Source organism: Pseudomonas sp. GW823-FHT02C02, assembly GCF_058797635.1.
In genome coordinates, this window is record NZ_JBXAJV010000021.1 from 104,038 (window position 1) to 116,521 (window position 12,484).

General features: G+C 59.7%; 14 protein-coding genes. 8 read left to right on the forward strand and 6 right to left on the reverse strand.

The window, feature by feature from the left end; genetic code table 11:
* Positions 1–17: 17 nt before the first annotated feature.
* Positions 18–1,508, reverse strand: a complete 1,491-nt coding sequence (locus AC1ROI_RS29050) for an aldehyde dehydrogenase (RefSeq protein WP_102594485.1) — start codon at positions 1,506–1,508, stop codon at positions 18–20.
* A 223-nt stretch (positions 1,509–1,731) separates the two neighbouring features.
* Complete coding sequence (locus tag AC1ROI_RS29055) at positions 1,732–3,108, reverse strand: glutamine synthetase family protein (protein ID WP_010455434.1); 1,377 nt, start codon at positions 3,106–3,108, stop codon at positions 1,732–1,734.
* A gap of 280 nt (positions 3,109–3,388) precedes the next feature.
* Here AC1ROI_RS29055 and AC1ROI_RS29060 point away from each other — a divergent pair, with 280 nt between their 5' ends.
* From AC1ROI_RS29060 to AC1ROI_RS29080, 5 genes are all read left to right on the forward strand, one after another.
* Positions 3,389–4,150, forward strand: a complete 762-nt coding sequence (locus tag AC1ROI_RS29060; protein ID WP_077749123.1) for a gamma-glutamyl-gamma-aminobutyrate hydrolase family protein — start codon at positions 3,389–3,391, stop codon at positions 4,148–4,150.
* A 349-nt stretch (positions 4,151–4,499) separates the two neighbouring features.
* Entirely contained in the window at positions 4,500–5,642 is a 1,143-nt protein-coding gene (locus AC1ROI_RS29065) for an ABC transporter ATP-binding protein (RefSeq protein WP_010455438.1), read from the forward strand.
* A 29-nt stretch (positions 5,643–5,671) separates the two neighbouring features.
* Positions 5,672–6,553 carry an ABC transporter permease subunit gene (locus tag AC1ROI_RS29070; protein WP_173677532.1) on the forward strand — a complete coding sequence of 294 codons (882 nt, stop codon included), beginning with the start codon at positions 5,672–5,674 and terminating at the stop codon, positions 6,551–6,553.
* Complete coding sequence (locus AC1ROI_RS29075; RefSeq protein ID WP_010455442.1) at positions 6,550–7,434, forward strand: ABC transporter permease subunit; 885 nt, start codon at positions 6,550–6,552, stop codon at positions 7,432–7,434. The genes AC1ROI_RS29070 and AC1ROI_RS29075 overlap by 4 nt, the downstream gene beginning before the upstream one ends.
* A gap of 207 nt (positions 7,435–7,641) precedes the next feature.
* Positions 7,642–8,739 (forward strand): polyamine ABC transporter substrate-binding protein, encoded by a 1,098-nt coding sequence (locus AC1ROI_RS29080; RefSeq protein ID WP_102595035.1) that lies wholly within the window; start codon positions 7,642–7,644, stop codon positions 8,737–8,739.
* Between the two features lie 152 nt (positions 8,740–8,891).
* On the opposite strand, the gene thpR is transcribed toward AC1ROI_RS29080, so the two are convergent.
* The gene (thpR, locus tag AC1ROI_RS29085; RefSeq protein ID WP_102595034.1) at positions 8,892–9,431 is read right to left on the reverse strand and encodes an RNA 2',3'-cyclic phosphodiesterase; all 540 of its coding nucleotides are present in this window, start codon (positions 9,429–9,431) and stop codon (positions 8,892–8,894) included.
* Between the two features lie 60 nt (positions 9,432–9,491).
* On the opposite strand from thpR, the gene AC1ROI_RS29090 reads away from it, so the two are divergent.
* Positions 9,492–9,686 carry a hypothetical protein gene (locus tag AC1ROI_RS29090; RefSeq protein WP_010455448.1) on the forward strand — a complete coding sequence of 65 codons (195 nt, stop codon included), beginning with the start codon at positions 9,492–9,494 and terminating at the stop codon, positions 9,684–9,686.
* Between the two features lie 14 nt (positions 9,687–9,700).
* Here AC1ROI_RS29090 and AC1ROI_RS29095 read toward each other — a convergent pair whose 3' ends face one another.
* Together AC1ROI_RS29095 and AC1ROI_RS29100 are read right to left on the reverse strand one after the other, a co-directional pair.
* Positions 9,701–10,054 (reverse strand): DUF1428 domain-containing protein, encoded by a 354-nt coding sequence (locus tag AC1ROI_RS29095; RefSeq protein WP_010455450.1) that lies wholly within the window; start codon positions 10,052–10,054, stop codon positions 9,701–9,703.
* Positions 10,055–10,070: 16 nt separating this feature from the next.
* Entirely contained in the window at positions 10,071–11,138 is a 1,068-nt protein-coding gene (locus AC1ROI_RS29100) for a hypothetical protein (RefSeq protein WP_077749117.1), read from the reverse strand.
* Between the two features lie 140 nt (positions 11,139–11,278).
* Here AC1ROI_RS29100 and AC1ROI_RS29105 point away from each other — a divergent pair, with 140 nt between their 5' ends.
* Complete coding sequence (locus AC1ROI_RS29105) at positions 11,279–11,563, forward strand: hypothetical protein (RefSeq protein ID WP_102595033.1); 285 nt, start codon at positions 11,279–11,281, stop codon at positions 11,561–11,563.
* Positions 11,560–11,829: a hypothetical protein gene (locus tag AC1ROI_RS29110; protein WP_102595032.1), complete on the forward strand. Its 270-nt coding sequence runs from the start codon at positions 11,560–11,562 to the stop codon at positions 11,827–11,829. The genes AC1ROI_RS29105 and AC1ROI_RS29110 overlap by 4 nt, the downstream gene beginning before the upstream one ends.
* A gap of 2 nt (positions 11,830–11,831) precedes the next feature.
* Here the strand turns inward: AC1ROI_RS29110 and AC1ROI_RS29115 are convergent, their stop codons facing one another.
* Positions 11,832–12,464: a Vgb family protein gene (locus tag AC1ROI_RS29115; RefSeq protein WP_102595031.1), complete on the reverse strand. Its 633-nt coding sequence runs from the start codon at positions 12,462–12,464 to the stop codon at positions 11,832–11,834.
* Positions 12,465–12,484 lie beyond the last annotated feature (20 nt).

Genomic DNA, 12,484 nt, shown 5'->3' on the forward strand with positions numbered 1-12,484 from the left:
CCGCCGTTGTAGAAGTATTAGAGCTTGATCCAGGTCGCTTTGAGTTCGGTGTATTTGTCGAACGCGTGCAGCGATTTGTCCCGACCGTTACCCGACTGCTTGTACCCGCCGAACGGCGCGGTCATGTCGCCGCCGTCGTACTGGTTGACCCAGACACTGCCGGCGCGCAAGCCACGGGCGAAGGTGTGGGCCTTGCTGAGGTTGCTGGTCCACACGCCGGCGGCCAGGCCGAAGATGCTGTCGTTGGCGATGGCCAGCGCTTCTTCCTCGGTGTCGAAGGTGATCAGCGACAGCACCGGGCCGAAGATTTCTTCCCGGGCAATGGTCATGGCGTTGGTCACGCCGTCGAAAATCGCCGGCTCCACGTACAGGCCACCGGTGGCTTCGAGGGTGCGACGGCCGCCCGCGATCAGTTGCGCGCCCTGGTCTTTGCCGACCTGGATGTAGCGCAACACGTTGTCCAGTTGACGCTGATCGACGACCGCACCGACGGTGGTTTCCGGATCGAGTGCGTGCCCCGGTTTCCAGGCTTGCAGCGCTTCCACCAGCAGCGGAATGAACTGCTCGCGAATCGAACGCTCCACCAGCAAGCGCGAGCCGGCGGTGCAGACTTCGCCCTGGTTGAAGGCAATGGCACCGGCCGCCGCTTGTGCTGCCGCGCGCAAATCCGGCGCGTCGGCGAACACCACGTTCGGGCTCTTCCCCCCTGCTTCGAGCCAGACGCGTTTCATGTTGCTTTGCCCGGAATAGATCAGCAGTTGCTTGGCAATCGCGGTCGAGCCGGTGAAGGCCAGCACGTCGACGTCCATGTGCAACGCCAGCGCCTTGCCGACGGTATGACCGTAACCCGGCAGGACGTTGAACACGCCTTTGGGGATGCCAGCGTCCAGTGCCAACTGGGCGATGCGGATGGCGGTCAGTGGCGACTTTTCCGAAGGCTTGAGGATGAACGAGTTGCCGGCCGCGAGCGCCGGGGCGAACTTCCAGCTGGCCATGATCAACGGGAAGTTCCACGGCACGATGGCGGCGACCACGCCCGCTGGCTCGCGGGTGATGAGGCCCAGTTGATCATGCGGCGTGGCGGCGACTTCGTCGTAGATTTTGTCGATGGCTTCGGCGCTCCAGCGGATCGCGTTGGCGGTCGCCGGGATGTCGATGTTCATGGAATCGTTGATCGGCTTGCCCATGTCGAGGGTTTCGAGCAGGGCGAGTTCTTCCTGGTTGGCCAGGATCAGATCGGCGAAGCGGATCAGGATGCGCTTGCGCTCGGCCGGGGCGAGGTTGGCCCAGATACCGGATTCGAAGGTGCGACGCGCGACGGCCACGGCTTCGTTGGCATCGGCTTCGTCGGTGCTGGCAACGTTGGTGAGGAAGCGACCGTCGACCGGGCTAATGCATTCAAAGGTGTCGCCGCTGAGTGCCGGGCGGTATTGGCCGTCGATGAATGCGCGGCCTTCGATAGTGAGGGACTGGAAGCGTTGTTCCCAGTCGCTGCGAGTGTTTGTCATGGTTGTGACTCGACGCAGAGGAATAAGAAGTCGTTGGAAGGTGGTGTATCAGGCGAATTGCATCGCTGACTGCGCGGCCGTCTTCGCGGGCAAGCCTCGCTCCTACAGGTATTGCAGCGTGCACGGCTTCTGCGCCAGGCACTTCTCCCTGTAGGAGCGAGGCTTGCCCGCGAAGAGGCCCTCACATTCAATATCGAAAGTAATTGCCCCACCGCTCAACCCATCAAACGGTATGCAGATACCAGTTGTACTCAAGGTCGGAGATGGAGTTCTCGAACTCGGCCAGCTCGCTTTCCTTGCACGCCACGAACACGTCGATGTACAGCGGGTCGATGTAACGGGCCATGACTTCGCTGTCGTCCAGCTCGCGCAATGCATCGCGCAGGTTGTTCGGCAGGCTCTGCTCGTTTTGCTCGTAGCTGTTGCCTTCCACCGGGGCGCCCGGCTCGATCTGGTTGGTCAGGCCGTGGTGAATACCGGCCAGCACCGACGCCATCAACAGATACGGGTTGGCATCGGCACCCGCCACGCGGTGTTCGATGCGCACCGAATCGGCGGAACCGGTCGGCACACGCACGGCAACGGTACGGTTGTCGATGCCCCAGCTCGGCGAGTTCGGTACGTAGAACTGCGCGCCGAAACGGCGGTATGAGTTGACGTTCGGGCACAGGAAGGCCATCTGCGCCGGCAGGGTCTCGAGCACACCGCCGATCGCGTGTCGCAGCGCGGCGTTCTGCTCGGGATCCTCGCTGGCAAAGATGTTGTTGCCTTCTTTGTCGAGAATCGAAATGTGCACGTGCAAACCGTTGCCCGCCTGGCCCGGATACGGCTTGGCCATAAACGTGGTGTCCATCTCGTGGTCGTAGGCGATGTTCTTCACCAGACGCTTGAGCAACACCGCGTAGTCGCAGGCCTTTATAGGGTCGTTGACGTGATGCAGGTTCACTTCGAACTGCGCCGGGGCGCTTTCCTTGACGATGGCGTCGGCAGGAATGCCCTGCTCTTTCGCGCCTTCAAGGATGTCTTGCAGGCAGTCGACGTATTCATCCAGGTCGTCGATCAAATACACCTGGGTCGACACCGGACGCTTGCCCGAGACCGGCGAACGTGGCGATTGCGGGCGACCGTTCACGTTGTCCTGGTCGATCAGGTAGAACTCAAGCTCGAACGCCGCGCAGATGGTCAGGCCCATGTCGTCGAACTTGCGCACCACATTGGCCAGCACTTCACGCGGGTCAGCGAAGAACGCCTCGCCTTCCAGTTCGTGCATGGTCATCAGCAACTGCGCGGTTGGACGCTTCTGCCACGGCTCGATGCTCAGAGTGCCAGGGATGGGATAGCAGATTCGATCCGAGTCGCCGATGTCCAGACCCAGGCCGGTGCTTTCCACCGTAGAACCATTGATGTCCAGAGCAAACAGAGACGCCGGCAGGTTAATGCCTTTTTCGTAAACCTTATGAAGACTGGTGCGTTCGATGCGCTTGCCGCGCACCACACCGTTCATATCCGCAATCAGAAGGTCGACGTACAAAACCTCAGGATATTTCTTAAGGAATGCGTTTGCTTCGTTGAGTTGAACGGTACGCAGAGGGACCGACATGATGCACCTATTAGCTGTTAATTATTATGTTCACTACCTTGTTGCGAGCCCAGTCAACCCGAACGGCAAAGTGAAGTCAATAGCGAACACTTGGCCTCTCCACCTTTATTTTCGGGCCTTTTTGGGGGACGAGAGTGCCATAACGGTCTTGAGCACCGCGTAAACCCTGAGGATCGGACGATCGGCGTTTAGAATTTTTTACATGAGAGTTGTTAATTAAAATCAACAAGGCTAAGCTCCGGAAAAGCTCGTTCAAGTGTGAAACTTCGAGGTGATAAAAATGGCATTCAAGCCATTGATCGGCGTTACAGCGTGCGTCAAACAGATTGGCCTGCACCCCTACCACATCAGCGGCGACAAGTACTTGCGTGCTGTCAGCGTTGCGGCTTTGGGGCTGCCCGTCGTTATTCCTTCCTTAGGCGAATTGACCGATATCGACGATCTGCTCGCGCAGCTCGACGGTCTGCTGCTGACCGGCTCGCCCTCGAATGTGGAACCCTTCCACTATCAAGGCCCGGACAGTGCCCCCGGCACGGATCACGATCCGGCGCGGGACGCCACCACCCTTCCTTTATTGCGTGCAGCCATTGCGGCGGGCGTGCCGGTGCTCGGCATCTGCCGCGGCTTTCAGGAAATGAACGTGGCGTTCGGCGGCAGCCTGCACCAGAAGGTGCATGAACTGCCCGGCATGCTCGATCACCGGGAAGCGGACAGTCCCGAGCTGGCGGTGCAATACGCCCCGGCGCATACCGTGACGGTGCAACCGGGTGGCGTGTTCGAAGCGATGGAGTTGCCCGCCGAGTTCAGGGTCAATTCGATTCACAGTCAGGGTATTGATCGATTGGCGCCAGGCCTGCGCGCCGAAGCGGTTGCGCCGGACGGTTTGATCGAAGCCATTTCGGTGGAACACAGCCAGGCGTTTGCCGTCGGCGTGCAATGGCACCCGGAATGGCAGGTCCTGTCGAACCCGCCCTACTTGAGCATTTTCCAGGCGTTCGGTGATGCGTGCCGGCGACGGGCCGCGTTGCGTAAAACCCGCTGACTTAAAACAACCCTTTACTGCCCCCGCGAGTCAGGCGGGCGTGTCTTTGCGCGTCCGTGACTTGCGACAACAACACACTGCGATAACAACAAGTACTACCAGGCAGCCAGGACGGCGGCGCCGAACAAGCCCGATCGATGCGGATCAGGCGAGCGCAACCTCTTGTAGGAGCGAGGCTTGCCCGCGAAGGCGGAGTGTCAGTCGACATCATCGATACCTGATACACCGCCTTCGCGGGCAAGCCTCGCTCCTACAGGGTTCGTGCTCCGACTAAACCTGTCCGGGCTAGCAATCCACTCTTAAGTCAGGCCGCGTTGGCCCGACGACTGAAACCTGTTGGGAGTTTCACATGGCAAACGCCTCCAGCATCTACAGGAAGGCTCTTGAGGGTCACCAGGCACCGAAAAAGGTGCTGGTGAAAGTCGACCGCGTCACCAAGAAATTCGACGAAACCACCGCGGTGGATGATGTCTCGCTTGAGATCCATCAAGGCGAAATCTTCGCCCTGCTCGGTGGTTCCGGCTCCGGCAAATCGACCCTGCTGCGCATGCTCGCGGGCTTCGAGCGCCCGACCGAGGGACGGATTCTGCTCGACGGTGTCGACATCACCGACATGCCGCCGTATGAACGGCCGATCAACATGATGTTCCAGTCATACGCCTTGTTCCCACACATGACAGTGGCGCAGAACATTGCCTTCGGCCTCAAGCAGGACCGTTTGCCCGCCAGCGAAATCGACGCCCGCGTTGAAGAGATGCTGCGCCTGGTGCACATGACCCAGTACGCCAAACGCAAACCCCATCAATTGTCCGGCGGTCAGCGTCAGCGCGTGGCCCTCGCCCGCTCCCTGGCCAAGCGTCCGAAGCTGTTGCTGCTCGACGAACCGATGGGCGCCCTGGACAAGAAGCTGCGTTCGCAGATGCAACTGGAGCTGGTAGAAATCATCGAACGGGTCGGCGTGACCTGCGTGATGGTGACTCATGACCAGGAAGAGGCCATGACCATGGCTGAGCGCATCGCGATCATGCACCTGGGCTGGATCGCGCAGATCGGCAGCCCGGTCGACATTTATGAAGCACCGGTCAGCCGCATGGTCTGCGAGTTCATCGGCAACGTGAATGCCTTCGAAGGCACGGTGGTGGAAGACCTTGAAGGTCACGCGATCATTCACAGCCCGGACCTGGAACAGAAGATTTACGTTGGTCACGGCGTCAGCACCTCGGTGCAGGACAAGTCGATCACCTACGCGATCCGCCCGGAAAAAATGTTGGTCAGTACCCTCAAGCCGGACTCTCGCTACAACTGGTCCGAAGGCAAGGTGCATGACATCGCTTACCTCGGCGGTCACTCGGTGTTTTACGTGGAATTGCCTGGCGGCAAAGTCGTGCAATCGTTCATGGCCAACGCCGAACGCCGTGGCGCGCGACCGACCTGGGACGACAAAGTCTACGTGTGGTGGGAAGACGACAGCGGCGTGGTACTGCGCTCATGAAAACACTCAATCAGCGGTTCATGCGGCTGATGCCGAGTGGTCGAAAGCTCGTCATCGGGATTCCTTTCCTGTGGCTGTGCCTGTTTTTCCTGTTGCCGTTCTTCCTGGTGATGAAGATCAGCTTCTCGGAAGCGGCCCTGGCCATTCCTCCTTACTCCGAGATCTACACCTTCGCCGAGCAGAAATTCCAGCTGCTGCTGAACCTCAGTAACTACTCGCTACTGACTCAGGATGAGCTGTACATCTCGGCCTACTTCGGCTCGTTGAAGGTCGCGTTTTTAAGCACATTGATTTGCCTGGTGATCGGTTTTCCGATGGCCTACGCGATCACCAAGGCCAACAAGGAAACGCAAAACGTTTTGCTGCTGCTGATCATGATGCCGACCTGGACCGCGATCCTGATCCGCGTGTATGCGTGGATGGGCATCCTCAGCAACAACGGTTTGCTCAACGGGTTTTTGATGTGGACCGGGCTGACCGATCACCCGATCGAGATCCTCAACACCAACACGGCCGTGTATATCGGCGTGGTTTACGCCTACTTGCCGTTCATGGTGCTGCCGCTGTACGCCAACCTGGTCAAGCACGATCAAAGCTTGCTGGAAGCGGCGTCGGATCTGGGTTCGAGCAACTTCAACAACTTCTGGAAAATCACCGTGCCGCTGGCCAAGAACGGGATCATTGCCGGTTGCATGCTGGTGTTCATTCCGGTGGTCGGTGAATTCGTGATTCCGGAGCTGCTGGGCGGCCCTGAGACGCTGATGATCGGTCGCGTGCTGTGGCAAGAGTTCTTCAATAACCGCGACTGGCCGGTGGCGTCTGCCCTGGCGGTGGTGATGCTGTTGATCCTGATTGTGCCGATTCTGCTGTTCAACCGCAGCCAGGCCAAAGAGATGGAGGCACGGGGATGAAACGCTTCGGATTTTCAAAGTTCATGCTGATTTTCGGCCTGTCGTTTATCTACTTGCCGATGCTGATTCTGGTGATCTACTCGTTCAACGCTTCCAAACTGGTGACGGTCTGGGGCGGCTGGTCGTTCAAGTGGTACGCCGGTCTGCTCGACAACACGCAACTGATGGGCTCGGTGGTGCGCTCGCTGGAAATCGCCTGCTACACGGCGATTGCGGCGGTGGCGCTGGGGACGTTGGCGGCATTCGTGCTGACTCGCGTGACGCGCTTCAAGGGTCGCACCTTGTTTGGCGGTCTGGTGACCGCGCCGCTGGTGATGCCGGAAGTCATCACCGGCCTGTCGCTGTTGCTGCTGTTCGTGGCGATGGCGCAGTTGATCGGCTGGCCGATGGAGCGTGGCATCGTCACCATCTGGATCGCCCACACCACGTTCTGTGCGGCGTATGTCGCGGTGGTGGTCTCGGCGCGTTTGCGTGAGCTGGATTTGTCCATCGAAGAAGCGGCGATGGACCTTGGGGCGAAGCCGTTCAAGGTGTTTTTCCTGATCACCATTCCGATGATCGCGCCGTCACTGGCGGCCGGCGGCATGATGTCGTTTGCCCTGTCGCTGGATGACTTGGTGTTGGCGAGTTTCGTCTCGGGGCCGGGTTCGACGACCTTGCCGATGGAAGTGTTCTCGGCGGTACGTCTGGGGGTGAAGCCTGAGATCAACGCCGTGGCGAGTTTGATTCTGTTGGCCGTTTCGATCGTGACCTTCATGGTCTGGTACTTCAGCCGCCGTGCCGAAGCCACCCGCAAACGTGCGATCCAGGAAGCGATGGACCAGACCGCGAGCGAATCGTGGCAGCAACCTGAAAAGCGAATGGTGGAAGCGACGGTTTAGGTTGTTGAGTTAACTGTGGCGAGGGAGCTTGCTCCCGCTTGAGTGCGCAGCACTCACACAATTGGCAGGGTTGCCAGAATTCTTGGGGCCGCTTCGCAGCCCAGCGGGAGCAAGCTCCCTCGCCACAGGTTGTGTATTGCCCCACAGGTTTTGTGTTTACCGCATTTTTGCTTTGTGTCACTGAATAAAAAGAATGGAGTTGTACCGATGAAAATGTTTGGCAGGACTCTGCTGACACTGTCCTTAGTGGGCGCGATTGCCACCGTTGCCCAGGCCAATGACAAGGTTCTGCGCGTCTACAATTGGTCGGATTACATCGCCCCGGACACCGTCAAGAAGTTCGAAGACGAGACCGGCATCCGCGTGACCTACGATGTGTTCGACAGCAATGAAACCCTTGAAGCTCGTCTGCTCGCTGGCAAGTCCGGCTACGACATCGTGGTGCCGTCCAACAGTTTCCTGGCCAAGCAGATCAAGGCCGGGGTCTATCAGGAACTGGACAAGTCGAAGCTGTCGAATTGGAAAAACCTCAACCCGGTGCTGCTGAAAAACGCGTCCGCCAGTGACCCGGATAACGGCCACGCTTTCCCGTACATGTGGGGTTCGATCGGCATTGGCTTCAACCCGGCCAAGGTCAAGGAAGTGCTCGGCGCCAATGCACCGACCAACTCCTGGGACTTGCTGTTCAAACCGGAAAACGCGGAAAAACTGAAAGCGTGCGGCATCAGCTTCCTCGACTCGCCTACCGAAATGCTCCCGGCGGCCCTGCACTACCTGGGTTATCCGGTGAACTCCCAGGACGAGGCTCAGATCGCCGAAGCCGAAGCGCTGTTCATGAAAATTCGGCCGTCGGTGGCCTATTTCCATTCGTCGAAGTACATCTCCGACCTGGCCAACGGCAACATCTGCGTCGCGGTCGGTTACTCCGGGGACGTGCTGCAAGCCAAGGCGCGCGCCCAGGAAGCGGGCGACAAAGTGAAGATCGATTACAGCATTCCGAAAGAAGGGGCCGGCAGCTTCTACGACATGGTCGCGATCCCCAAGGACGCGGCGAACGTGGAGAACGCCTACCTGTTCATGAACTTCCTGATGCGCCCGGACATCATCGCCGAGATCACCAACAACATCGGCTACAGCAATGCCAATGCGGCGGCCACACCGTTGGTGGACGAGGCCATCCGGGATGATCCGGGGTCGTATCCGCCGCAAGCGGTCATGGCGACGCTGTATGCGATTCCGGATATGCCGATCGGCGTTCAGCGCGTGATGACTCGGGGCTGGACGCGGGTGAAACTCGGGAAATAGTCGCTCAATGATCGTTCCCACGCGTGGGAACGATCACTGTCAAAGTTTCCGTTCACGCAGCGCCTTACCACCGCTGCATCCTCTCTGACGAACGGCCTCACCTGGCTTCCTCGGTTAAGGTGAACTTAGGCGCCCTCCTCGGGCGCCTTTTTTTATGCAAGGGCCAGCGGCCATTCCGCCAGCGCCCGATACCGCCCCTTATGGGATTCAAACAAGACAAAGCGATCAGCCCGCAGGAAAAATTCGGGCGGCGTCGCGGACTCAGGCACCGGCATTCGATAATCACGCATCAACGTCAGGTGCGGCCGAAACGCCTTCGGCGTCTCTTCAACGCCAAACGGCAACATCGCCTGTTCCAGCGCATACACCAGACGCAACAACTCCGGCGGTGCCTGCTCCGGCGCCAGGACCAACACCCCTGCCCGGCGCCAGACCTCCATTCGATCCAGCGCCAACCTCAGCGGTATACCCGGTATGTGGACCTTCCCGGCCGCCGTACAGATCTCGCCAATCTGCGCCACGCCGACAGCCTCCAAAAACAACAATGTCAGGTGAAAGTTTTCCGCCGGCACCGGACGCCCGCTGCGCAGCTCAAGGGCGCTGCGCCATTGAGCAATGGCCTTGCGCTGCTCCGGCGGGCAATTGAGTGCGAAAAACAGCCGCTTGAACGGTTCACGGGATTCGTCAGTCATGCCTGGCAGCTCCTGACATGCACGTTATAGTTGAACCAACCGAATCAACGGGAGGGGGCCATGCGACAGATCATCAGCAAAGAGCCATGGTGGGCAATGCCGCCGAAACCGGGGCAGGATGAGTCCGAGCTGGAATGGGGCTGGCTGGTTCACTATAGCGAAGGTGAGCCGCGCTTCGAATTCGTCAGGGAGCGGCCGACGGACAGCGAGATCCGCAACCGCAAAAGTTGCAGGATCACCCCGTCGCCGGAGTGATCCTTTCGACGGGATCAGGCCTTCACGATCATTTCAAAACCACCAAAGACCAGGCGCTGGCCATCGAAGGGCATCGGATTGACGTCCGGCTGCATCCGCGGATCGTTCATCATTTTGTCCATGCCCGCGTTACGGGTGGCCTTGTCCGGCCAGATGATCCAGCTGAACACCACGGTTTCGTCCTCCTTGAGTTTCACCGCCATGGGAAACGAGGTTACTTTGCCGTCCGGCACGTCGTCGCCCCAGCATTCAGCGACGCTGAGCGCGCCACATTCCTTGAAAATGACCGCAGCGGTCTCAGCGTGTTTCTTGAATTTCTCGCGGTTGGCGGTGGGCACGGCAGCGAGGAAGCCATCAACGTAGGACATGGTGTTTCTCCTTCGGTTATGGAACGGTCTGCTGGGTAGTCGATTCTGTCGGGCTCCAATCGACAGCGCCGCCGCCCGAACTGACCGACGGTACGTCAGCGCTCTCCGCCAGGTTGCCCTCGATCTGCGCCGCCATGTACAGCGTCCCCGCCATGACGCCGGAGGTCGGGTTCTGCACCAGTTTCATCCAGGCCTTGTCGAACGTATTGCCCAGGCTGGCGCGAATCAGCGCTTCGCTGTCCGGCCGGTCATTGGCCTGAATAATCGCCCGAATGCCAGCTACCCCCACCGAAATCAGGGCGCCGGCCAGTTTCCCGGCTGCTGCGGCCACCGCACTGGCCGCGCCTCGCGGGGCCATTTCGGCCTCCATCCGTTGACTGGCGCGCTTGGCCACCGGCGCCATGGCGGTGTCGGTCGAATCAACGCCTTTGTCGCCCCCCGCCTTGTGGATTTTCTCGATCAACGCCGCGTAGGCCGGCAACGAATTCAGCGGTTGGGTGTGCACGACCTGATACAGCGACGCATCACGCGCGGGCGGTGGCCCGAGTGCTATCGCGGGGATTTTCTGGATGCGGCCGTTGAGCTGGCCCATCGGCACGCCGTGGCGCTGGGAGATTCGCTGCAATTCCTCCTGAAGAATGTCCACGTAGAAGGCCGTCGCCAAGCCAAGAATCGCGTCGGGATCGATCTCTACCGCGACCGGCGCCAGCACGCGTTTCTGGTATTGCTCCAGCAGGTAGGCCGCCAGGCGCTTGGCCGAGGCATCCTGCTCACCCTTGGCACTGAGGCTGTACCAGCTGACCTTCACCGATAGCCATTCCTGGGTCCAGTAACTGCTGAACCAGGGAATGAAGTTCTCTTCGGTCAGTTGGTAGACCCGCGTGCGCCAGTAATCCATGGCGCCCCGGGCATAGATTTTGGTCTGCTCGGTCGCGGACTGCGACGCGGCGACAATCTCCTGGTCCACCTGCCGCCAGGTGCTTTGCGACACCACCACGACCGGCGCCACCACCGGGGCACGCACAGGCGTGGCGCATCCCGCCAACACCACCATCACGGGGACGATCAGCGAACGCAGGTTCAAGATCGCGGTTCCTACAGTGTTCCCCGGACGGTATGTCCGGTGTTCAAAGGACTGTTTATTTGAGTATAGGTGGCGGGGTTTGTTCGCTTGGAGTCGGTGGTGTTTTCCAGGGACTCATCGCGAGCAGGCGCGCTCCCACAATGGTCTGTGGTGAACACAGGCTTGCGAACGACGCCAATCCCTGTGGGAGCGCGCCTGCTCGCGATGGGGCCCTGAAGATCACCATCAACGGCGTCGATACTCACCATCGCGACGATTGCCTTCCGCTAAAAATCCGCCAGGCGCAGGATCAACCCATCCCAAGGCAAAAGCCCACACCGGAGGGGAAAATCATGTTGATCCATCTGCTGACCTGCCTGGCCCTGACGGCCGTCACGCTGACTGTCTTTTCCTACATCGTCCTCGCCAAGGAGCGCAGATCATGATCCACGCCATTACCCTTTGCGTAAGCTTCCCGGTGTTCGGCAACAACTTCTATTCGCAGCCATTCGTCTCTCGCAAAGAGCTGTCACTGGTGTTCGACAAAAACTTCGAGGCATTGCTGATACCGGCAGCCGCGAACCACTTCAACAATGAAGTGGTCGGGCTCAACGATCAATTCCGGTTCCTCAATGACGTGTTGGTTGAACACCTGCTGGAGATCGAATTGGCCCAGAGCGCACCTCGGTATTCGCGTCAGTTCACGTTTTAGGATCAGGCGGGCCGACGAACGGCCCTCACCTTGCCACTATTGCCTCCGCCGCAAAAAAATCGCTCCGCACCGTCGGACTCAAGCCCTGACACGCCGACACCGGTTGGTAGCGTGAGGCTTTCCAGCACCTCGCCGGTGTTCGGGTCTACTCGCCGCAATTCACCTTCCTCTCCTTCCCAAGTGCCGTGCCAGAGCGCGCCTTCCACCCAGGTCACCCCGGTGACGAAACGGTTGGACTCGATCGTGCGAAGAATCTTGCCGGTGTCGGGGTCGATTTGATGGATCTTGCGTTCGCGATACTGGCCCACCCAAAGCGTGCCTTCAGCCCAGGCGAGCCCTGAGTCGCCCCCACCGCCGGGCGCCGGAATGGTGCCGAGTACACGACCATTCGAAGGATCTATCTTCTGGATGCGATCCTCGGCGATCTGGTACAGGTGCCGGCCGTCAAAGGCTGTTCCGGCATGCGCGGCGACATCGATGGAACGAGGCGTCTTACCGCTTACAGGGTCGAGGGCGTTGAGTTTTTCTCCGGAGGCGAACCAGACGTGCTCGCCGTCATAAGAAACGCCATGCACGGCGTCGACGCCCGGAAAGGGTCCGTATTCGTGGATGATCTCGGCAGATGATTGCTTCATGGTTGCATCCTCTTCGTTGG